This window comes from Geminocystis sp. NIES-3708 (genome assembly GCF_001548095.1).
GTDB lineage: Bacteria > Cyanobacteriota > Cyanobacteriia > Cyanobacteriales > Cyanobacteriaceae > Geminocystis.
Window position 1 is genome coordinate 3,747,715 of record NZ_AP014815.1, and the last position, 21,124, is coordinate 3,768,838.

22 protein-coding genes, 1 other RNA gene and 1 pseudogene are annotated in these 21,124 nt (G+C 34.1%); 11 read left to right on the forward strand and 13 right to left on the reverse strand.

Features of this window, described 5'->3' with window-relative positions; genetic code table 11:
- Nucleotides 1–6: 6 nt before the first annotated feature.
- From GM3708_RS18135 to GM3708_RS16450, 4 genes and pseudogenes are all read right to left on the reverse strand, one after another.
- Nucleotides 7–741 (reverse strand): annotated as a pseudogene (locus GM3708_RS18135) (IS1 family transposase).
- Nucleotides 742–784: 43 nt separating this feature from the next.
- A complete protein-coding gene (locus tag GM3708_RS19685) occupies nucleotides 785–919 on the reverse strand; it encodes a hypothetical protein (RefSeq protein ID WP_255358407.1) in 135 nt (44 codons plus the stop codon).
- 89 nt (nucleotides 920–1,008) lie between these two features.
- A complete protein-coding gene (locus tag GM3708_RS16445; RefSeq protein ID WP_071827634.1) occupies nucleotides 1,009–2,673 on the reverse strand; it encodes a VWA domain-containing protein in 1,665 nt (554 codons plus the stop codon).
- Nucleotides 2,670–3,401 (reverse strand): MerR family transcriptional regulator, encoded by a 732-nt coding sequence (locus tag GM3708_RS16450; RefSeq protein ID WP_066349125.1) that lies wholly within the window; start codon nucleotides 3,399–3,401, stop codon nucleotides 2,670–2,672. Before GM3708_RS16450 ends, GM3708_RS16445 begins: the two co-directional genes overlap by 4 nt.
- A 301-nt stretch (nucleotides 3,402–3,702) precedes the next feature.
- Here GM3708_RS16450 and rnpB point away from each other — a divergent pair.
- Both rnpB and prfA read left to right on the forward strand, forming a co-directional pair.
- An RNA gene (gene rnpB, locus GM3708_RS16455) (RNase P RNA component class A) lies at nucleotides 3,703–4,085 on the forward strand.
- 34 nt (nucleotides 4,086–4,119) lie between these two features.
- A complete protein-coding gene (gene prfA / locus GM3708_RS16460) occupies nucleotides 4,120–5,232 on the forward strand; it encodes a peptide chain release factor 1 (protein WP_066349532.1) in 1,113 nt (370 codons plus the stop codon).
- Nucleotides 5,233–5,256: 24 nt separating this feature from the next.
- Here prfA and GM3708_RS16465 read toward each other — a convergent pair whose 3' ends face one another.
- The gene (locus tag GM3708_RS16465) at nucleotides 5,257–5,670 is read right to left on the reverse strand and encodes a hypothetical protein (RefSeq protein ID WP_066349126.1); all 414 of its coding nucleotides are present in this window, start codon (nucleotides 5,668–5,670) and stop codon (nucleotides 5,257–5,259) included.
- A gap of 84 nt (nucleotides 5,671–5,754) precedes the next feature.
- Here GM3708_RS16465 and folD point away from each other — a divergent pair, with 84 nt between their 5' ends.
- From folD to GM3708_RS18910, 9 genes are all read left to right on the forward strand, one after another.
- Nucleotides 5,755–6,621, forward strand: a complete 867-nt coding sequence (gene folD, locus GM3708_RS16470) for a bifunctional methylenetetrahydrofolate dehydrogenase/methenyltetrahydrofolate cyclohydrolase FolD (RefSeq protein WP_066349127.1) — start codon at nucleotides 5,755–5,757, stop codon at nucleotides 6,619–6,621.
- A gap of 82 nt (nucleotides 6,622–6,703) precedes the next feature.
- The gene (rpsD, locus tag GM3708_RS16475) at nucleotides 6,704–7,312 is read left to right on the forward strand and encodes a 30S ribosomal protein S4 (RefSeq protein WP_066349130.1); all 609 of its coding nucleotides are present in this window, start codon (nucleotides 6,704–6,706) and stop codon (nucleotides 7,310–7,312) included.
- Between the two features lie 452 nt (nucleotides 7,313–7,764).
- Nucleotides 7,765–11,010 (forward strand): carbamoyl-phosphate synthase large subunit, encoded by a 3,246-nt coding sequence (gene carB, locus GM3708_RS16480; protein ID WP_066349133.1) that lies wholly within the window; start codon nucleotides 7,765–7,767, stop codon nucleotides 11,008–11,010.
- Nucleotides 11,011–11,352: 342 nt separating this feature from the next.
- Complete coding sequence (gene tnpA / locus GM3708_RS16485; protein WP_066349134.1) at nucleotides 11,353–11,787, forward strand: IS200/IS605 family transposase; 435 nt, start codon at nucleotides 11,353–11,355, stop codon at nucleotides 11,785–11,787.
- Between the two features lie 396 nt (nucleotides 11,788–12,183).
- Nucleotides 12,184–12,900 (forward strand): Crp/Fnr family transcriptional regulator, encoded by a 717-nt coding sequence (locus GM3708_RS16490; protein WP_066349135.1) that lies wholly within the window; start codon nucleotides 12,184–12,186, stop codon nucleotides 12,898–12,900.
- Between the two features lie 304 nt (nucleotides 12,901–13,204).
- Nucleotides 13,205–14,701: a diguanylate cyclase domain-containing protein gene (locus GM3708_RS16495; RefSeq protein ID WP_066349136.1), complete on the forward strand. Its 1,497-nt coding sequence runs from the start codon at nucleotides 13,205–13,207 to the stop codon at nucleotides 14,699–14,701.
- Nucleotides 14,702–14,895: 194 nt separating this feature from the next.
- Nucleotides 14,896–16,329 (forward strand): phosphoglucomutase/phosphomannomutase family protein, encoded by a 1,434-nt coding sequence (locus GM3708_RS16500; RefSeq protein ID WP_066349138.1) that lies wholly within the window; start codon nucleotides 14,896–14,898, stop codon nucleotides 16,327–16,329.
- Nucleotides 16,330–16,452: 123 nt separating this feature from the next.
- Complete coding sequence (locus tag GM3708_RS16505; RefSeq protein ID WP_066349139.1) at nucleotides 16,453–17,397, forward strand: isoaspartyl peptidase/L-asparaginase; 945 nt, start codon at nucleotides 16,453–16,455, stop codon at nucleotides 17,395–17,397.
- A complete protein-coding gene (locus tag GM3708_RS18910) occupies nucleotides 17,397–17,549 on the forward strand; it encodes a hypothetical protein (protein WP_173645023.1) in 153 nt (50 codons plus the stop codon). The genes GM3708_RS16505 and GM3708_RS18910 overlap by 1 nt, the downstream gene beginning before the upstream one ends.
- Nucleotides 17,550–17,680: 131 nt before the next feature.
- Here the strand turns inward: GM3708_RS18910 and GM3708_RS16510 are convergent, their stop codons facing one another.
- The 8 genes from GM3708_RS16510 to GM3708_RS16540 form a co-directional block, all read right to left on the reverse strand.
- Entirely contained in the window at nucleotides 17,681–17,797 is a 117-nt protein-coding gene (locus GM3708_RS16510; RefSeq protein ID WP_015218560.1) for a photosystem II reaction center protein J, read from the reverse strand.
- 32 nt (nucleotides 17,798–17,829) lie between these two features.
- Nucleotides 17,830–17,949, reverse strand: coding sequence for a photosystem II reaction center protein L (locus tag GM3708_RS18140; protein WP_071827635.1), 120 nt, complete (start codon nucleotides 17,947–17,949; stop codon nucleotides 17,830–17,832).
- Nucleotides 17,950–17,958: 9 nt separating this feature from the next.
- A complete protein-coding gene (psbF, locus tag GM3708_RS16515; RefSeq protein WP_066349141.1) occupies nucleotides 17,959–18,090 on the reverse strand; it encodes a cytochrome b559 subunit beta in 132 nt (43 codons plus the stop codon).
- A gap of 28 nt (nucleotides 18,091–18,118) precedes the next feature.
- The gene (gene psbE, locus GM3708_RS16520) at nucleotides 18,119–18,364 is read right to left on the reverse strand and encodes a cytochrome b559 subunit alpha (protein ID WP_066349142.1); all 246 of its coding nucleotides are present in this window, start codon (nucleotides 18,362–18,364) and stop codon (nucleotides 18,119–18,121) included.
- Between the two features lie 62 nt (nucleotides 18,365–18,426).
- On the reverse strand, nucleotides 18,427–19,428 hold the full coding sequence (locus GM3708_RS16525) for a photosynthesis system II assembly factor Ycf48 (RefSeq protein ID WP_066349143.1): 1,002 nt from the start codon (nucleotides 19,426–19,428) through the stop codon (nucleotides 18,427–18,429).
- A 67-nt stretch (nucleotides 19,429–19,495) separates the two neighbouring features.
- Nucleotides 19,496–19,843: a rubredoxin gene (locus tag GM3708_RS16530; protein WP_066349144.1), complete on the reverse strand. Its 348-nt coding sequence runs from the start codon at nucleotides 19,841–19,843 to the stop codon at nucleotides 19,496–19,498.
- A 104-nt stretch (nucleotides 19,844–19,947) separates the two neighbouring features.
- Entirely contained in the window at nucleotides 19,948–20,379 is a 432-nt protein-coding gene (locus tag GM3708_RS16535; RefSeq protein WP_066349534.1) for a VOC family protein, read from the reverse strand.
- 17 nt (nucleotides 20,380–20,396) lie between these two features.
- Nucleotides 20,397–20,906 carry a TIGR02652 family protein gene (locus GM3708_RS16540; protein ID WP_066349145.1) on the reverse strand — a complete coding sequence of 170 codons (510 nt, stop codon included), beginning with the start codon at nucleotides 20,904–20,906 and terminating at the stop codon, nucleotides 20,397–20,399.
- Nucleotides 20,907–21,124: the final 218 nt, after the last annotated feature.

The window sequence follows — 21,124 nt, forward strand, 5'->3', positions numbered from 1 at the left end:
GTGATTTTAGGTATGAAGAAGACTAAAAGTAGGTCTCCCTAAAGGACGAAAAGGAATTGGTATATCTTTAAATTTGAGATAGTGAATCAATAGTGAAACAGAATACTTTAAAATCTCCATGGATTTTGAATAACATAAAGTTTTTCGATGTACTCTAGCAAGATAATGTCTTAATCTCGTATTTTTCTCCCTCCACTCTGGTCATGTATGTTTTACAGATGATTTGGTCGCCCTCAGGAATAAAGTTTCCATAGACTTTCCACCCTTCTGTTACATAAAAATAACAATGCCATTTTTTTACTTGCTCCCACAACGGTCTAAATGTTTTTGCACTTCTATCCCCTATGACCTATTCCAATATACCCTCGTGAAAATGATCTACCGCTGTCCATCGCCAGATTGGTTTTTTTTTGAGCCGACAAAGGTTTGCAATTCATCTAATTCTCCAACTTCTGGTCGCGTTTCTGGATGATAGCTCTGTGGCAAAATTTGACCCACTGCTTTAACCCAAGAGATGATCGTTGTATGATGCACCTGTTTAATCCTCCCAATAGCTCGAAAACCCATACCATTGACGTACATTTTTAAGCATTCTTTTCTGAGATCATCACTATAACCTTTACCACTGAGTTGTTCTGGAGCTATAAATTGTCCGCGACAATGAACACAAATATGATTTTGTTTTCCTTTTTTTATGCCATTTTTATTGATATTCTTGGAGCCACATTCTGGACATTTCATGTTTTTTTACTTCACTTTTTTCCTCTTTCTATCATACCCTCATTCACCAACGCCCAAATTCGTTGTTAACTAAATAAATGGCTACTTCTTCATGTAATTTGATAGCTTCTTCATCACTGAGAGAATTTAAGTCTATTTCACCATTGAAAAGTTGATTAACCGAAATTTCCTGAGTCATTTTAGTCTCCTTTGATATTTGGATGATTAATAAAGTTTTATAAACTAAAAAACAGGAAGGGGTTGAGTACCCCTAATTTCCCGATATGATTAAATTGAATTAAACTTGTTTTCTAACTCTTGAATTAGTAATTCCGCATTCTCATTATTCGTAATACGCGAAAAAGCAGATAGTGGATAATGTATATTAAATTTACTCAGAATATCAGTACCTTTAATTCCATCTTCGATATTATCCACTACACATTGCCACTCCAAATCTAATCGATAGAGATGTGTACCATTTTTAACATCTTCCACTGAACCTTCCTCAATTTTTCTATAGGTAGTGTCTTTTGTGACAATTCCCCAACCTAACGCACCATATTCATTAGCGTAAGCAATAATTTTATCCCCTTTAAAATAGGTCGCATTTCTATCTTCTGGATTAATACAACTTAAAACATTATTAGTTTTGACGTATTGCCACCAATCTTGCTCATTAAAACCAATATTATGCCAATATATGTTATCAGAAATCGATAACAAACGATTACGGCGTTGGTTATAATTTTGATATTGAGCTTTTTTGCGCATACTTTTCTGATTTCCCCCCTCTAAATCCTGCAATAAATCATCAACTTGTTCCATTTCTTCAGACATACTATGACAAGCAGGTGCAGACATTATCTCTTGTTTTACCTGTTCTAAACGTTTTGTTGCACCAGTAATATCACCTTCATCAAGGTTTCTGACTACCTCTTCTTTTGCCCGTGAAATATTTAATCTTAAAACTTTAGCATTAACCTCCTCATTCTCTGGATAAGTTGCCAATTCGGCACTGGTAACAACGAGTAACTGTAGTTGAGCATGAGATATTTTTCTTGATTTTGTTTCCATGTCGTCATAGGCTAAACGAAAATCTGCCAGTGTCATGGGCTGTATCATGGCTGGTATTTTTAACCGTAATACTAAATCAAAGGAGTTTCCTGTGATAAGATTCGGTAGTTTATAGTTACCGTATTGTGTCTTATCTAAATCGTTGAACACATCCACTAATCGTACTTCTGCTAAGGTTTTAATACCGATACTGACTTTTTGCCCAACGGTTGCGATAATGCCTTGTAACTCATTCTCAAAAATATTAGGTAACTGTTCAGCATCTTGAATATAATAGTAATTACCGTCACCGCTAAGGGCGATACCCTGCATCAAATCTTCATTGAAGTCGTCTCCAATACCCATAGTCGTAGTACTAACACCGTGTTTACTTAAACCATTAACATTCGTAGCGATCGCATCTGGATTAGTTTCTCCTACATTAGCCAAACCATCGGATAAGAGGATAACACGATTTAACCGCTCAACTTCATTGAATTTACTAACTTGAGTTGCACCTTCTAGCCAACCATCATATAAAGCCGTCATACTTCGTGCCGTGATGGACTTAATTTTATTGAGTATATATTCCTTATTATTAGCTAAAGTACTAGGCACTATTACTTCTATTTGATCATCATAAATTGTAACACTAATTCTATCTGTTGATAAAAGTTGATTGACTGCAAAACAAGCAGCTTTTCGAGCATATTCTATTTTTTTACCTTCCATTGAACCTGATCTATCTATAACTAAACCTAAATTTAAAGGTAATCTTTGTTTCCTACTTTTAATTTCTGGAACGGTAATTCTGACGATTAAATCTAATTCCGTGATAGCGTCAGATGCAACAGCATTTTTGATAGGAATAAAAGTGATTTGCGGTTGTATAGTCATGATTTTTTCCTTGCTAAAAATTGGATTAATGTTTCGATTAAATATTGATTTAAAGACTCTTGTTCTTTGATACTATTAGGATAAATAAAATCATCTCGAATATGTATTTCTAAACCATCTAAAACTTGTAAATGATTCCATTGATTGACTTTAGATGAAGATGATTGGAGTTGACTAAATTGCGGTTGATTATTAATACCCTCTAAATTTGTGTTTAAATCAATAGCATTTTGACTTTTTTTTGAATCATTAATATTAAAGTTTTTTTGTTCATTAATACTAAGATTTTTTTGCTTACCTTTTTTGAGATTAGCCAAATATTCCAACGCTGAATTATGAGAATTAGAATTTTCCGTTAGATTAGGATGTGCTGTCGTCAGACGAATTTGAATACCGCCAGTTAATAAACTCTTTAATTCTTCATTAGTTTTACTGGTTAATAAATCATTAATTGCCGCCGCACCGATACCATCACTTAATAAACGTCTTACCAGAAGTAATTGGAGAAGATGACGATAACAATAAAAAGCATAACGATTTTTACGGATAGCCTCATCCATCAATCTTTGACTTGTATAATGCCGAACAAGACGAGGATTAATTTCTTCTTTAACTTTAGTATTACCTTTTATTTCAGGCAAATAATGGGGTAATAATTGATTAGCTACCTCCACAAAATCTTCAATTAACCATTCATGATGGCTGTTTTCTAGTTCTTCTAATTTCATATTTTTACTATAACGAAAACAATGTAAAGTGTCAATGACTTTTTAAATTGATAATTATTGCTTTTAATTTAGATCTTGCATCATTACATTTATATAGATACAAAAAGAGAAAATCAATTTTTATGTAGTTAAGGTCAATTTTTTCTACTATTAACTATTGCATATTGACCATTCCTTACCTTAACCGACAATTTATATCTCAGTTGTAAGATCTCAGTCTAACTTATCCTCACTGACAATCATATGTCGAACTTAGGTATTATCCATTACCCATTGCCGATAAAATGATATATTGGACAAAGAGAGTAAGAGAGGTAGTTGCAAATTAAATTTTCCCTAAAAGGTCTGTTTAGTTTGAGGAAAGTCCGGGCTCCCGAAAGATCAGACTTGCTGGGTAACGCCCAGTGCGCGCGAGCGTGAGGATAGTGCCACAGAAAAATACCGCCGAATTATTCGGTAAGGGTGCAAAGGTGATGGTAAGAGCTCACCAGCAATATCGAGAGGTATTGGCTCGGTAAACCCCGGTGGGGAGCAAGGTCGGAGGAATTACGGTTGATCTTTTTCCGATTCCGATTTCGGTGTACCGCTTGAGGTGATTAGTAATAATCATCCCAGATAGATAACTACCCCTTAGATTCTATGAATTTTGAGGAACAGAACCCGGCTTACTCCTTACTCTCATTTTTTTATTTATATAATTTATTATTTTCAATTTATCATGGCTGAATCATATTTATTAGAAAAATTAGCCTCTGTAGAAACAACTTTTACGGAATTAACTAGGCGTTTAGGAGATCCTGATATTGCTACGAATCCCGACGAACTCCAAAAAATTGCTAAAATGCGTTCTTCTTTAGAAGAAACAGTTATTACTTATCAGGAATGGCAAAAAGCCCAAGAAGACTTAAAAGATACTCAAGAAATTTATAAAGAATCTAATGCTGATCCTGAAATGAAAGAATTAGCAGGAATGGAAATTGAGGAATTAAAAATACAAATAGAAGATTTAGAAAAAAAACTCAAACTTTTACTATTACCTAAAGATCCTAATGATGATAAAAATATTATGTTAGAAATCCGAGCTGGTACTGGTGGTGATGAAGCAAGTATTTGGGCTGGGGATTTAGTGCGTATGTATTCTCGTTATGCCGAAATTTTGAATTGGAATGTCAAACTTTTAAGTGAATCTCCTGCGGAAATGGGAGGCTTTAAAGAGGCAATTTTAGAAATTACAGGAGATAGCGTTTATAGTAAACTCAAGTTTGAAGCAGGAGTCCATCGAGTACAAAGAGTACCTTTGACAGAAGCAGGAGGAAGGGTTCATACTTCTACCGCTACGGTGGCTATTATGCCCGAAGTTAATGATGTTGAGGTACACATTGATCCTAAAGATATTGAGTTAACTACCGCACGATCTGGTGGTGCTGGAGGACAAAACGTTAACAAAGTGGAAACGGCGGTGGATTTAATTCATAAACCAACGGGTATTCGAGTTTTTTGTACTGAAGAGCGCTCTCAACTTAAAAACCGTGAACGGGCAATGCAGATTTTACGAGCAAAACTCTATGATATTAAACTCAAAGAGCAACAAGACGAAGTTAGTTCTATGCGGCGATCGCAAGTAGGTACTGGCTCAAGATCCGAAAAAATACGCACTTATAACTATAAAGATAATCGAGCAACGGATCATCGATTAGGTCAAAACTTTGATTTAAACACTATTTTGGAAGGAAAAATCGATCATGTAATACAGGCTTGTATCGCTCAAGATCAACAAGAAAGATTAGAACAAATGGCTTCTTCTCCTACCACCGCAGATGCACTTATTTAATTGGGAATTAGGAATTAGCCATTGTTAATTGTCTTCTGGCATACTATCGGTAGATACTTCTTCTATATCTTGATAGAGTAAGTAAAATTCCTTCGTTTTTTCTCCACCAATAATAATATCTTGAGATTTTAAGATTGCCTCTAAGGAAATGCGATCGCCAACTTTAGGAATAGTACCTTGAGTAACAACCCAAATAGAACCAGTTTCATCTTTAATTTCAAAGCCCTTGCGATCAAGTAAAGGTACAATTTTTTTAACAATACCTTCAACTTTAATGGGTTGTGTTGTCTGAGCTAGATTGTGAATTTCACTAATTTGGGTAACTTGAGGAGAAGCTAAACCTAACTTAATTAAAGAGGTACAACCAGTGATTCCCCAAAAAAAAAAGATAGTGAAAGTAAACTGAAAGATTTTAGTGCTAATTTCATAAAAATTCATTAAATAAACGATATTTTCTGACTACTTGCTTTTATAATCGTTTGGAGTATCAGTCAAATTTTATTTTTAATAATCAATAGTAACATGGTAGCTAAGATTTTAGACGGTAAAAATTTAGCCAAAAAAGTACAATCTCGTTTACAGTTGGCTATTCAAGAAAAAATTACCGAAAAAAAACGTCCTCCCGGATTAGCTGTGTTAATGGTGGGAAATAATCCAGCTAGTGCTGTTTATGTCAATAATAAAGAAAAATCCTGTCAAAAAATTGGGATGGCATCTTTTGGGAAACATTTTCCTGAGAATATCAGCCAAGAAGAGTTAGAAACAGTTATCAGAGAATTAAATCATGATCCTAAAGTTGATGGAATTTTAGTACAATTACCTTTACCTGACCATTTTGATTCCGTCGCATTATTACTCACAATTGCACCAGAGAAAGATGCTGATGGACTTCATCCTACAAACTTAGGAAAATTGGTAAGAGGAGAAACAGGCTTAAGAAGTTGCACTCCTGCGGGAGTTATGGAAATTTTGAAAGAATATAATATCCCCATTTCTGGAAAAAAAGCCGTAGTAGTAGGTAGAAGTATTTTAGTCGGAAAACCTTTAGCTTTAATGTTACTCGAACAAAATGCTACTGTAACAATCGCTCATTCCAAAACACCTAACTTAGCACAAGTAACAAAAGAAGCAGATATATTAATTGCCGCTGTAGGCAAACCTGAAATGATTACCTCTGATATGATCAAACCGAATGCAGTCGTTATTGATGTGGGAATTAATCGCCTAGAAACTCCTGATGGGAAAGGGCGTTTAGTAGGAGATGTTGCCTATGATGAAGTGAAAGAAATTGCCAGTTATATTACTCCCGTACCAGGAGGTGTCGGTCCTATGACAGTAGCAATGTTATTACAGAACACCTATGAAAGCTATTTAACAATTAATAATTGATCATTAACAATTAACAACTTTTAATGTAAAATAGTATGTTTGGATCTAAATATAAAAAATATCTAAGGAGAAATTAGTAAGTATGTCTCGATATACAGGACCTCGCTTGAGGGTAGTACGTCGTTTGGGAGATTTACCCGGCTTAACCCGTAAAAATGCTCGTCGTCAATATCCCCCCGGACAACACGGACAAAATCGTCGTAAACGTTCAGAATATGCGATTCGTCTTGAAGAGAAACAAAAACTTCGTTATAACTACGGTGTGAGTGAAACTCAATTAGTTCGCTATGTCAAAAAAGCACGTAGAGTTACTGGATCTACAGGTCAAGTATTATTACAATTATTAGAAATGCGTCTTGATAATACTGTTTTTCGTCTTGGCATGGCACCCACAATTCCGGGTGCTCGTCAATTGGTGAATCATGGTCATATTATGGTTAATGATAAAGTAGTTGATATTGCTAGTTATCAGTGTCGCCCCGGTGATGTCATAAGTGTGAGAAAAAGAGATCGCTCTGTAAATATTGTCAAAAATAATTTACTCAACCCCGGTTTAGCTAATCTTCCCAGTCATTTAGAATATGATAAAGATAACCTTGTAGGTAAGGTTAATGGTATTATTGAAAGAGAATGGGTAGCCTTAAATATTAACGAACTACTTGTAATTGAGTACTATTCTCGGAAAGCATAATCGAATATTTATTCTTATTTTACAAATATTGCTGTTTCTCGGTAATATTTTTTCCATCAAGTATCGCCGATAAATCTTCTTCCTGATTTAGAAGATAAGGAAGACAATCAGACAAGGAAATCTTTTCATAGATTTTTTAAATAATCCTCTCTTTCATCTGTCTAACTGTCTTCCCCTTCTTTCCCCTCTTTTGGTTCATTGCCTTTTGAATTGATGACGTTGAATGAGGTTGTAAGCACAAAATATTAAAGTTTATCCATTTGAAGTCTAATTTAAACAAGAATTTTAAAAATTAAGCTCAACAAATTTTATAGAAATTCTTAAAATCAATAACCATAAAAAAACTGTCAAGAAAACTAGATAAACAAATACAGAATTTATTTACTGATTGGATTACAATGATCGAGATCACCTAAGTTCGATATAAACTAAAGAATTAAAGCGATAAATCTATGCCACGTCGTGAAGATATAAACAAAATACTTATTTTAGGTTCAGGACCGATTATTATTGGACAAGCCTGTGAATTTGACTATTCTGGGACACAAGCCTGTAAAGCACTACGAGAAGAAGGTTATCAGGTAGTTTTGGTTAACTCTAACCCTGCTACCATTATGACTGATCCTGAGACGGCTGAACGTACCTATGTTGAACCGATTACTCCTGAAATTGTCGAAAAAGTAATCGCAAAAGAACGTCCTGATGCACTTTTGCCTACAATGGGAGGACAAACTGCCCTTAATACCGCAGTATCTTTAGCTGAATCTGGAGTATTAAATAAATATGGAGTTGAGTTGATTGGTGCTAAGTTACCCGCTATTAAAATGGCGGAAGACAGAGAATTATTTAAAGAAGCGATGGCGAGAATTGGTGTACCTGTATGCCCTTCAGGTATCGCTAGTAACTGGGAAGAAGCTAAAGCTGTAGCGGAAGAAATTGGTACATATCCTTTGATTATACGCCCTGCTTTTACCATGGGTGGTACTGGTGGCGGTATTGCTTATAACCAAGAAGAATATGAAGAAATGGCAAAATTTGGGATTGATGCTTCTCCCATGTCTCAGATTCTCGTGGAAAAATCTCTCATTGGTTGGAAAGAATATGAGTTAGAAGTGATGCGCGATTTGGAAGATAATGTTGTTATTATCTGTTCCATCGAAAACATTGATCCTATGGGGGTACATACTGGAGATTCTATCACCGTAGCTCCTGCTCAAACTTTAACAGATAAAGAATATCAAAGATTAAGGGATTATTCTAAAGCAATTATTCGAGAGATTGGGGTAGAAACAGGAGGTTCAAATATTCAGTTTTCCGTTAACCCTGTCAATGGGGATGTTATCGTAATTGAAATGAACCCTCGTGTATCTCGTTCTTCTGCTTTAGCATCGAAAGCTACTGGTTTCCCTATCGCTAAATTTGCGGCAAAATTAGCCGTAGGTTACTCTTTAGATGAAATTTCTAATGATATTACGAAGAAAACTCCTGCATCTTTTGAGCCAACTATCGATTATGTTGTTACGAAAATACCACGTTTTGCCTTTGAAAAATTCCCTGGCTCATCTCCTGTTTTAACTACACAAATGAAGTCTGTCGGCGAAGCCATGGCGATCGGACGTACTTTTGCGGAATCTTTTCAAAAAGCCTTAAGATCTCTTGAAACTGGACGTTTTGGCTTTGGTTGTGATAAAAATGAGACTTTACCGACATTATCGCAAATTAGCTCTCAATTACGCACTCCTAATCCTGAAAGAATTTTTAGTGTTTACCATGCTTTTCGTTTAGGTATGAGTGTTGAGCAAATTTATGAATTAACGGCGATCGATCCTTGGTTTTTGGATAAAATGCAGGAAATTGTTGATATTGAGAAGTTTATGAGACGTACTTCTTTACAAAAAATTACTGCTCCAGAAATGCGTTTTATTAAACAATATGGTTTTAGCGATCGCCAAATTGCCTTTGCCACCAAAACCTCAGAGGATGAAGTGAGAGATTTTCGTAAATCTTTAGGTATTTTACCAATTTATAAATTAGTTGATACTTGCGCCGCCGAATTTGAAGCTTTTACCCCTTACTATTATTCTACTTATGAAAGTGGAGAAAATGAAAGCATCCCCACCGATAGACGTAAAGTCATGATTTTAGGAGGTGGACCTAATCGCATCGGTCAAGGTATAGAATTTGATTATTGTTGTTGTCATGCCTCTTTCTCTCTCCAAGATGCAGGTTTTGAAACCATTATGGTTAACTCGAATCCTGAAACTGTATCTACAGATTATGATACTAGTGATCGCCTTTACTTTGAACCCTTAACGAAAGAAGATGTTTTGAATATCATCGAAGCAGAAAATCCTGAAGGGGTAATTATCCAATTTGGTGGACAAACACCGCTAAAATTAGCAGTACCATTGAAAAACTATCTTGCTGATCCTAATACATTAGTAACAACCAAAATTTGGGGTACTTCTCCAGATTCTATTGATACTGCTGAAGATAGAGAAAAATTTGAGGCTATTTTAGGTGAATTAGACATAAAACAACCCCCTAACGGTATCGCAAGAAGTTTTCAAGAATCGAAAATTATTTCTAATAAAATTGGTTATCCCGTAGTTGTTCGTCCTTCCTATGTACTTGGTGGGCGTGGTATGCGTATCGTTTATAATGATACTGAATTAGAGCAATACATGAAATATGCTGTGGATATTGAGCCTGATCATCCTATTTTAATCGATAAATTCTTACAAAATGCCATCGAAGTTGATGTTGACGCTATCTGTGACATGACAGGAAAAGTCGTTATTGGTGGTATTATGGAACATATCGAAGAAGCAGGAGTACATTCGGGAGATTCTGCTTGTTCAATTCCTTATATTACTCTTTCTGACAATATTTTAACTACTTTGCGCACATGGACAGAAAAACTCGCACAATCCTTAAAAGTAGTGGGTTTAATGAACATTCAATACGCTGTACAAGGTGAAACTGCTTATATTTTAGAAGCGAATCCTCGTGCATCTCGTACTGTACCTTTTGTGTCGAAAGCCATAGGACGACCTTTAGCGAAAATTGCTTCTTTAGTTATGTCGGGTAAAACCCTTGAGGAATTGGGGGTAACAGAAGAAATTATCCCTAAGCACGTTGCTGTTAAAGAAGCTGTATTGCCTTTTAATAAGTTTGCAGGTACAGATACTTTACTCGGACCTGAAATGCGTAGTACGGGGGAAGTAATGGGCATAGATAGCGATTTTGGGAAGGCATTTGCTAAAGCTGAAATAGGTGCAGGCGTAGCAATTCATACCTCAGGCACTGTATTTATTTCCATGAATGATAGAGATAAAGAAGCAATTGTACCTGTAGCTAAAGAGTTGGTAGAATTAGGTTTTAAAATTGTTGCCACCGAAGGTACAAAAAAAGTATTGATTGATCATGGTGTCAAAGATGTTGAATTAGTTTTAAAATTACACGAAGGTCGTCCTCATGTAGTTGATGCTATTAAAAATAAGCAAATTCAATTCATCATCAATACTCCTAATAGTGACGAAGAAACTCAAATGGATGGACGTAAAATTCGGCGATCGGCATTAGACTATAAGTTACCGATTATTACTACTATTGCTGGTGCAAAAGCTACTGTTGAAGCAATTCGTTCTTTACAGTCAGAACCTTTACAGGTTAAGGCTTTACAGGATTATTTCTAATATTTTTAGTGGGGTGGTGCTAACTGCCCTACTTTTGAGGGCTAGACTTTTTAAATTTGTAGTAAAAATGCATTTTTAAAAGTCGCTTTAGCAGATTTCGGCTATTAGCTTTGTCAATTTATTGCAAAGCGGTTTATGATTCGATCCTATGAATTAATTTAAGAAATTTTGATGAAATTTTAGGAAAAGTTCGATCTGACATTTTATCTTAGGTTATATATCATGGTATGCCAAGAAATAAATTTCATGGCTCATAGCAAAAGTCTGCTAAAGCGACTAAGAGAAAAAATATTTTTTCGTTATGATCAAAAATTATTTCAGAGATGTATATAAAAATAAATCGTGGCTTTATGGCGTTTATATTATCATCTTGTTTGGGATACAAAAGATAGACTTCCTTTAATCTTACCTAAGTATAAAGATGATTTATACAATTATATAATTGGCAAATCTAATCATTTTGGTTGTATTGTTCATGGTGTTAATGGAATGCCTGATCATCTTCATGTTATTGTTTCTATTCCGCCTAAAATATCTATTTCTGAATATGTGCAAAAAATTAAAGGCAGTACTTCTCATTATCTCACAGAAAAATATTTTTCCTCTTTTCAATGGCAAAAAGGTTACGGAGTTTTTTCTATTAGTCACAAAAATTTAGATCAGGCGATCGCATACGTTAAAAATCAAAAAAAACACCACGCAAATTCTAGGATTATTACCATATTAGAAGAAATCAAAAATGAAGATGATCCTCCTCTTAAATATTCTCAAAAATAAGAATGAAATCATAATCGCTTTAGCGGATTTTCACTATTAGCTTTGTCAATTTATTGCAAAGCGGTTCTTATCTTCATAGAATTCCATTAATTAGAGTACCATATTAGAAAAGATAAAAATGAATCCGCCAAGAAATAAATTTCACGGCTCATAGCAAAAGTCTGCTAAAGCGACTAACCGATAGACACATTTTTTCATTATTGTAATTGAAAAATTATCCCAGATGAATAAATTATCGATATTAATAAAATAATTTGTTAGAATAAAACTAGAATTTTAATCAAATATTCGAGCTTTTTAGAGTGTTGATTTAATGTAAGTAAGGGTACGGTATCGTACAGACAGTAAGTAACTTTGTTACAATAATTATTAGTATTCTGTTTTGTATGAAATACTTTGATTAGCAACAACTTAACTTCTTCAAATAAATTACTTAATCATTTATCTCTTTCCGAATATCAACAAATTGCTCCATATTTTCAAGAAGTTACATTAAAAGCAGGACAAATACTGTATGATCCTTACGATCCCATTACATTTGCCTATTTTCCCTTGACGGCAATGATTTCTTTAGTATCGATCATGGAAAATGGTGCAACCACAGAAATTGGTTTGATTGGTAATGAAGGCATGATTGGATTACCGATATTTTTAGGTGGAGAATATACGACGAGTCAGGTAATTGTACAAATAGCGGGGACAAGTCTCAAAATAAAAGCTCAGATATTAAAACAAGAATTTGCTAAAGGTGGAACATTACAAAAAATATTATTACTTTATACTCAAGCTAGATTAACACAAATTGCTCAAAGTGCAACCTGTAATCGACAACATAAAATAGAAGCAAGATTAGCTCGTTGGTTGTTATCGGTTTATGATTCGGTGTTGATAGATGAATTACCATTAACCCAAGAATTTATTTCTAATATGTTGGGAGTTCGTCGTGCAGGAGTAACTATAGCGGCAAATGGGTTACAAAAAAAAAGCATAATCAGCTATAACAGAGGAAAAATTGTTATTCTTGATCACGAAAAATTAAAAGAAACTTCCTGTGAATGTTATCGAGTGGTGGAAGAAGAATTTATCAGATTAATAGGCGCTCGAAGAGGTTAAACAAAACAGACTTCAAGTATTAATAATACAAAGAAAAGAAGACTGATTGATTTACTTATTCGTAACAAAAATATATGTAACTTCAATCTGTCTTGGCTTAAGGGTAAAAAAAGATAAAAAAGTACGATAACGTACCGACAAATTAGAAGATACAAATTAAAGTCAAATTAGATTAATACGTATGTGAATACACTTAAGTAAATATACGTGGTAGTACAAGGGTGTGAAAAATTATATTCTACTGGAGAAATAATTAATTAAATTTTTCCTCTTATCATTTGTGATTTTGAAGGAGACTAAAATTATGTCCTATCAAGTTTTTAATTCCACTTTACCCATTGTCAGGACAGAAGTTGATCAATTTTTAAAAAAATATTCCATTGACCATCCATATAAAAAAGCATTATCTCTACCTTATTTTCGTCAAAAATTTATCAGTAAAATACTTAATAATATTCCCAATAATCATATTTTAATTGATGAATGTCATGGTTTTGCTGATGATGCAACTTTTTGCATTGGTTTATTAGAAGAAAAACTATTAATTAATCAGCAAATCATCGATAATATTTCAACAATAGTTAAAGAATATAATGAGTTTATAATGGCAAATAATAATATTAATAAGAATCACCAAAGAGATAATTTTATTAATTTTTCTGAAGTCAATTGGTGGATTAGGATTGATACTGTTAAGCCTTCTATGACTTATTATTTTGGTCCATTTGATAATTTATTAGAAGCAACAGAAAATTATCATGGTTATGTTGAAGATTTAATGGAGGAAAAAGCAGAAGGTATAGCTTTTGACTTTCAATTCATCAATCCTCCTTCATTAACCATTGAAAATGATACAGAAGATTTACGATTAGAAAATCAAGAATTATTAAAAAATTGGTTAGATGTGGAGCGAGAAAAAAAATATTATGAAAATTTATTTTTATTTTCCCCTGATAGTTGTTTAATTATAGATACAAATTCTGTGATCAAAGTTGTTAATAATCAAGCTGAAAAACTTTTACAAACAGACAAAAGTAATCTCATCAACCAATCTCTTAATAAATTTTTATGTCTTGATAATTTTCAGTCTTTTTTTGACATACTAGGAACATTCAATGGAGAATTAGATAATTCAATAAATAATTCTTTTTCCTCTTTAAAATTAATATTACCTAATAATTCATCTATTATTGTAAGTATTAAAGCAGAAATAATTAAAAATATTCATAATGAGATAATTGGTTACTATTTGTCTCTTCACGATATAACTCAGTTACAACAAATGAAAGATGAGTTTTTCTACCAATCTCGTTATGATTCTCTTACAAATTTACCGAATCGTCGTTCATTATTAGAGTTTTTAGAAAATATTTTAGCTAAAGGAGAACAAAATCATTCTAATCAGTTTGCGGTATTATTTTTAGACATCAATAAATTTAAACATATCAATGATTTTTTTGGGCATTCCATTGGAGATGAAGTGTTAATTAATTTCGCAAAACGATTAATCACCTGCGTCAGAAGTTGTGATCATGTAGCACGATTAAGTGGTGATGAATTTATGATTGTCTTAACTCATATTCATTCTCCTCAAGAAGCCAAAGATTGTGCTTATCGCATTCAAAATTCTTTATCTACTTCTTTTCACATCAATCAAAAAGAAATTATGATTAGTGTCAGTATTGGTATTGTTATTGGTGATGTAACAACTGCTAATTTCTCAAACCTTTTATCCAATGCAGATATAGCTATGTATCAAGCTAAATCTAATGGACAACTTTTTTCTATGTATCGTTGTTAATTTTTTATTATCATTATGGGTTGGGTTTAAGAGAAAAATTAAGGTTAGAAACCTGACTATGGAAAAGTTTTAATGTACTACCACAAACCAAAAAGAAATTAAACTTAGATGTTGCACTAAAGATAAAATATACTGATGAGAAAAAAAATCTGAGTGATTATTAATTACTCATTATTAATTATTAGTTATTATTTATGCCTTTCCAAGCTAATCCGATTAAATTTGGCACTGATGGCTGGCGTGGAGTCATTGCAGCAGATTTTACCTTTGAGCGTGTTGCAAAACTAGCCCCTTTATGCGCTCAAGTTTTACAAGAGTCTAACCCCAATTCTAATTTAATGATAGTTGGTTATGATCGTCGTTTTATGGCAGAAGATTTTGCTTATCTAACAGCAGAAACTTTACAGACATCAGGCTTTGATGTATTATTATCAGAGGGTTTTGCTCCTACTCCTGCTTTTAGTTGGGCGGCGAAGGCAGAAAATGCTCTAGGGGCAATAGTTTTAACTGCTAGTCATAACCCAGCCAAATATTTAGGTTTAAAAGTAAAGGGTGGTTTTGGTGGTTCAGTCTCACAAGATGTTACAGCTAAAATTGAAGCACTTTTAGAACAGGATAGCCCAAAAGCCAATAAAAAAGGCACTTTAACATTATTTGATCCTTGGGAAAGTTATTGTAATCAATTGCGTTCTTTAGTTGACATAGATTTAATCAAAAATGCTATTATTTCAGGCAAATTAAAGATTTTAGTAGATGTAATGCACGGGGCGGCTTCCACGGGTTTAAGTCGTTTATTAGGCTGTGATATTCCTGAAATTAATTCTCAAAGAGATCCTTTATTTGGAGGTGCTGCCCCTGAGCCTCTAGCCCGTTATATTCCTGAGTTATTTCGTCAGGTCAAAGAAACAGCAAAAAGTCATCCTCATAGCCTTAGAGTTGGTTTAGTATTTGATGGAGACTGCGATCGTATTGCCTCTGTGGATGGAAATGGCAATTTTTGTAGTACTCAGATTTTAATCCCTATTTTTATCGAACATTTAGCTACCCGCAAAAAACTTGAGGGAGAAATTGTTAAAACCGTCAGTGGCTCAGATTTAATCCCGAAAATAGCCGATTTATTCAAAGTGCCTCTTTATGAAACTCCTATTGGTTATAAATATATTGCCGAAAGAATGTTAACTCATCAAGTATTGGTAGGAGGAGAAGAATCGGGAGGTGTTGGCTATAGTAATCATATTCCCGAACGTGATGCTTTATTATCAGCGTTATATGTATTAGAGGCTGTAGTAGAGTCTGGAAAAGATATAACTGAACTTTATGATAATTTACGTCACCAAGTCAACTTTGATTCTGCATACGATCGCATTGATTTAACTTTAGCAAACTTAGAGCAAAAAAATCAATTACAACAAAGATTAGAAAGCACTCCTTTAACAGAAATTGCAGGGAAAAAAGTCACTAATTGTTTAGCCATTGACGGTTATAAATATCGCCTTGAAGATGACAGTTGGCTACTAATTCGTTTTAGTGGTACTGAGCCTTTGTTACGTTTATATTCCGAAGCTCCTACTTTAAAAATAGTACAGGAAAATTTAGCTTGGGCGAAAACATGGGCAAAGGGTAATTAGAAGACTAGAAGACTGGGAGAATGGGAGACTAGAGGAGGAAAATGTGTTTATGCTTTTTTCCTATTGCTCAACTTCGACGAATGACGAATCACAACGACAAATAACCAATTATTTATAGAAAAAATGTCAAATCAAATTCAACCAAAATTAATTATTCACGGTGGTGCAGGTAGCTCATTAAAAGGGAAAGGTGGCTTAGATGCTGTACGCCAAGCGTTACATGAAATTGTAGCAGAAGTTTATCAATTATTATTAGAAGGAAAAAGTGCCACAGAAGCAGTAATCAAAGGATGCCAGTTATTAGAAGACAATCCTCGTTTTAATGCTGGTACTGGTTCAGTATTACAATCTGACGGACAAATTAGAATGAGTGCATCTTTGATGGATGGTGAAAAACAAAGATTTAGTGGTGTCATTAATGTTTCTAGAGTAAAAAATCCCATTAATTTGGCTCAAACCCTCCAAAATCAAGAAGATCGAGTTTTATCAGATTACGGTAGTTTAGAATTACTAAGAGAATTAAAATACTCCATATATGATCCTTTAACAGACTTAAGATTACATGAATGGATTGAAGAAAGAAAAGAAAACTTCACCAGAAAAATGGCGGGAGTTGTTGCCGAAAGTAGCGAAAATGCTCGTCGAGGTACAATTGGAGTTGTCGCTTTAGATACACAAGGTAGAATTAGTGCTGGTACTTCTACTGGGGGTAAAGGCTTAGAAAGGATTGGTAGAGTTAGTGATTCGGCTATGCCTGCGGGAAATTATGCTAACTTTCAAGCGGGAGTAAGTTGTACGGGTATCGGCGAAGATATTATTGATGAATGTTTAGCGGCTAAAGTCGTAATCCGTGCCACCGATGGTTTATCTTTAGCTGAAGCTATGGAAAAATCTATTAAAGAGGCTTCTGTTAATAAACGGGATTTAGGTGCGATCGCCCTTGATTGTCATGGTAAAATAGTATGGGGTAAAACCAGTGAAGTATTATTAGCGGCTTATCATAACGGTAAAAATATTGGCGATTGTTTAGAATGGGATGATGATAAATTAATTAACATCAGTGAATAATGAAGATTAAACGTCAATATATTATTCTTCTCTCACTCTTAATCTTAACGGCTACGATTATGCCTAATTATTGGCAATTGGGGATGACAGGAGTAGTCGGTTTTTTTCTGGCTTATTTAACTAAAGGTAGTCGTAAAGCGAAAAAACAATGAGATTATAATGAGGACGTGATGAAAAAGTTTTTTAGCAAATCCTATTCCCTAAATCTTATCATCACAAAAAAAGGTAGAAATATTAGCATTTTTTCTACCTTTTCCCTTGTTTATTCTATTTTATCTTAATCTTATAAAGATGAGCCTAGACCAGCGTAAGCACCATAGAAAAATAATGCTACCACGGCTAAAACACCCATTCCAGCAACTGTACCAACGATCCAGAGGGGAATTCTTGCATCTCCCATAATGAAACCTCCTAAATTAAATAAAGTAGTTTTTAGTTAAAGAAATAACTAGAGAATAAAACACCAAGCACCGCTACAAATAATAAACCCAAATATAGGGAAGTACGGTTTAATTCTACAGATTGTCTGTTAGGATTTTGATTTCTGTCCATTGATTTCTCCTATCGTTGAATAAATTGCATCGCAGTAATCGCACCTATGAAAAATACAGAAGGTACTGCCAAAGTATGTACAGCTAACCATCTGACGGTAAAAATAGGATATGAAACTGGTTGATTAGGACTATTGGTCATTTTTTATTTACCTTTTTATCTAATTAAACTATTTATTAAATTGCTCAATTTGTTGAGTTGCTTCATAGCGATCGCTAATAATAGGCAACTCTTCACGGGTTTGATTAAAATATTGATCAGGACGAGGAGTACCAAAAGCATCATAAGCTAAACCAGTACTCACAAATAACCAACCAGCGATAAAAAGCATGGGGATAGTAATACTATGAATAACCCAATAGCGTACACTGGTAACTATATCAGTAAATGGACGTTCACCTGTATCTCCAGCCATAAAAGCATTGCCTCCTAAATTTTTTTACTATTTAACTAATTTACAACATTAAGTGACTCAAGTTATGCCGCACTTTGAGTATTATATTTTAACAGAACGCCACGCTGTCCTAAAACAAAACCTTGATCTGGATTTACAAAGACGATTTTATAGAAATTAGACGGTACAGATTCGACTTGCCGATCTTTTTCCCATTTCACACCACCATCAGAACTAACTAATAAATTTGCACTACCCCCAGCTAACCAAATTTCATTCTCTTGACGGGTAGCTAAATCTAAGAATCCCCAACTGGTAGAATATTCAGGAGAAATAGGTTCTTCCCATTCTTCAAAGTTATCAACTTTACTTAATTGAATTTGTCCTCCTCTAGCAATTAACCAAAGACGATCATTTCCTAAAAAGCCCATATTCTGTAAGCGGCGAGAAGAAGTTCGATTATGGGGAGTCCACTCTGTGTCACCGGGTTGCCATGTGGAATAAAAATTACCTCTAGCACTGACGGCGACATACTTACCATCTTCAGAACGACTTATATTTCTAGCAACACCTACAGAACCTTCAACTAAGGCTTTCCAATTTTTTCCGCCATCAGTAGTTTGATAAATTGCTCCTAAATTTGTCACCATTTCTGCGGTATTTGGTGCAAGGGCAACTATATCGTAAGGTAAACCGGGTAATTTATCGCTCAAAGGAATGCGTTCCCAAGTATTACCAGCATTAGAGGTATGTAATAAAATAGAAGGCTCACCAGTAATCCAACCTTCATCACCATTAAAACTAATACCTGTAAAATTAATTTTTTCTTCCCCTAATTCAATAATTTTGGGTTGCCAAGTTTCGCCACCATCTTGGGTTTCAAATAAACTAGCTTTAGTACCAACTAACCAACCATGATTTGAGTTGCTAGTAAAGGCTAAATCTGCGAAGGTAGCATCAGTATTTAAAGTAATTGCTTGCCAAGGATTTTGAGTAATAGAAGGCACATTAGAGCAACTAATACATAAAAAACTAATGACTATTAATACTAAAAATTGTTTTAGTCGATTAAATAACAAATTCATTTTTATTTCCAAAATATAATTATTTTATGGATTCATCTTACAAAGGACAAAAGCTGAAAATCGAAGTTTAATTTAATCCATATAAACTGAAGAAAAATAAAACACCTAAGGCTAAAGCACCAAAAATTAATAAATTTTTCTGCCCTGGTGTTAACTTATTAACTCCAAAACCAAACTCTAAGTTTTCCGCAAATCCTGATGGTGCATCCTGTGCTCCAATATTTACAAATGCTGTACGACTTGCTCCACACACTGGACAACGCCAATTACTGGGTAAATCAGTAAATAATGTACCGGGAGCTATATTCGTTTTACTGTCACCTTTTGAAGGTGCATAGGTATAACCACAGGAACGACATTCATAACTAGGAGGTGCTTGTTCGGCTAAAGTTTTTTCTTTGGCTGCTTCACTCATGACGATATGTTAAGCAAATCTTAAAAGTTCTTTAAGAATTATTACATAAAAAGGGGGAATTATTAATAATAAACAATTCAAAATTAATAATAGAAAAAGTTAATTCAACAAAGTTTAATTAATTCGATAGGTAAATTATCTATATCAGCGATGAAAGCGACTTCATAAACTCGATCGCCAATCATCTGTTGTTGTGGTGGTAATAATATTTTTAAAGGTGAAAAAAGAGAAGGATTTTCTAAACTAGCTTTGTAAAACTTATCTTCTAATTCCTTTAACCAAGAAGGTAAGTTAGTTTTATTATCGGTAACGTTAAGGGAAAGATGATAATAACCTACATAATGTTCATCATAAAAGCTATCAGGAGCTGGTTTTGGTTCAGGTATCTGCATTAATTCTAATCTTCCGCCTAATCCTTCCAACCAACAGGCTAAAGTATAACCCGTAGTAAATCTTTCTTTGACGGTAAACCCCAACAATTCATAAAAAGCGATAGATTTCATTATATCCGCCGTGCGAATAGCTACATGATGTATCATCGGCAAATATTAGTTTATTCAAATAAACGAAAGTAAGGGTAACGAGAAGGAGCACCTTTTTCTTTTTCTAAGATAAAATTAATGATTTCCCAACAAGGTTCATCACTAGCTTTACTACTAAATTCTACAGGTAAACCATACAATTTATATACTTTAGTTTCTTTTTCCCCCTGCCAATTGTTTCCTTTTTCTAAATAAGAACTAATTAAAGAGTAGTAACGTTCAGATATTATAACTTTTGTGGCTCGATAACCTTCTGTATAGAGACGGTCTAAAGCCTCATGAATTTCAAAGCGAATACCATCAGGATGAGTATGCTGTCGATACCATTTATCTTCCCATAATCGCCAATGTCGCCCTGATTGTAAATGTACAAGTACCTTAGTATTGGGATCCGCTTCAAAAGCTCCATGACGAGGACATAAGTAAGTATCTGTGAGAGTTAATGCTTCGATAGTTTGCCGACAATGGGGGCATTTTATGTCTGGACCAAAAATAGGATACTGAAAGTTTACATTAGTCATAATCTATTCTTACAAGATCAAATCGATCATTCATTACCACAGTTTGTTTTTATTATAGTTCGCTTATAAAAAAAAGCATCAAGCTCATTCATATTAACTTTTATCTAAATATTCAATTACACATATTCTGTGGATCTAAAATAGAAGGGGAAACATAAAAACTCCTCTAATATATTTTCTGGCATTCCGTTAGGTTAAATCAGTAAAAACGGAATTGT

Bases quoted from the DNA above. Each gene is read 5' to 3' on its own strand.
- GM3708_RS19685 (WP_255358407.1), bottom strand. From the start codon at position 919: ATGACTCAGGAAATTTCGGTTAATCAACTTTTCAATGGTGAAATAGAC.
- GM3708_RS16445 (WP_071827634.1), bottom strand. From the start codon at position 2,673: ATGACTATACAACCGCAAATCACTTTTATTCCTATCAAAAATGCTGTT.
- GM3708_RS16450 (WP_066349125.1), bottom strand. From the start codon at position 3,401: ATGAAATTAGAAGAACTAGAAAACAGCCATCATGAATGGTTAATTGAA.
- prfA (WP_066349532.1), top strand. From the start codon at position 4,120: ATGGCTGAATCATATTTATTAGAAAAATTAGCCTCTGTAGAAACAACT.
- GM3708_RS16465 (WP_066349126.1), bottom strand. From the start codon at position 5,670: ATGAATTTTTATGAAATTAGCACTAAAATCTTTCAGTTTACTTTCACT.
- folD (WP_066349127.1), top strand. From the start codon at position 5,755: ATGGTAGCTAAGATTTTAGACGGTAAAAATTTAGCCAAAAAAGTACAA.
- rpsD (WP_066349130.1), top strand. From the start codon at position 6,704: ATGTCTCGATATACAGGACCTCGCTTGAGGGTAGTACGTCGTTTGGGA.
- carB (WP_066349133.1), top strand. From the start codon at position 7,765: ATGCCACGTCGTGAAGATATAAACAAAATACTTATTTTAGGTTCAGGA.
- GM3708_RS16495 (WP_066349136.1), top strand. From the start codon at position 13,205: ATGTCCTATCAAGTTTTTAATTCCACTTTACCCATTGTCAGGACAGAA.
- GM3708_RS16500 (WP_066349138.1), top strand. From the start codon at position 14,896: ATGCCTTTCCAAGCTAATCCGATTAAATTTGGCACTGATGGCTGGCGT.
- GM3708_RS16505 (WP_066349139.1), top strand. From the start codon at position 16,453: ATGTCAAATCAAATTCAACCAAAATTAATTATTCACGGTGGTGCAGGT.
- GM3708_RS18910 (WP_173645023.1), top strand. From the start codon at position 17,397: ATGAAGATTAAACGTCAATATATTATTCTTCTCTCACTCTTAATCTTA.
- GM3708_RS16510 (WP_015218560.1), bottom strand. From the start codon at position 17,797: ATGGGAGATGCAAGAATTCCCCTCTGGATCGTTGGTACAGTTGCTGGA.
- GM3708_RS18140 (WP_071827635.1), bottom strand. From the start codon at position 17,949: ATGGACAGAAATCAAAATCCTAACAGACAATCTGTAGAATTAAACCGT.
- psbF (WP_066349141.1), bottom strand. From the start codon at position 18,090: ATGACCAATAGTCCTAATCAACCAGTTTCATATCCTATTTTTACCGTC.
- psbE (WP_066349142.1), bottom strand. From the start codon at position 18,364: ATGGCTGGAGATACAGGTGAACGTCCATTTACTGATATAGTTACCAGT.
- GM3708_RS16525 (WP_066349143.1), bottom strand. From the start codon at position 19,428: ATGAATTTGTTATTTAATCGACTAAAACAATTTTTAGTATTAATAGTC.
- GM3708_RS16530 (WP_066349144.1), bottom strand. From the start codon at position 19,843: ATGAGTGAAGCAGCCAAAGAAAAAACTTTAGCCGAACAAGCACCTCCT.
- GM3708_RS16540 (WP_066349145.1), bottom strand. From the start codon at position 20,906: ATGACTAATGTAAACTTTCAGTATCCTATTTTTGGTCCAGACATAAAA.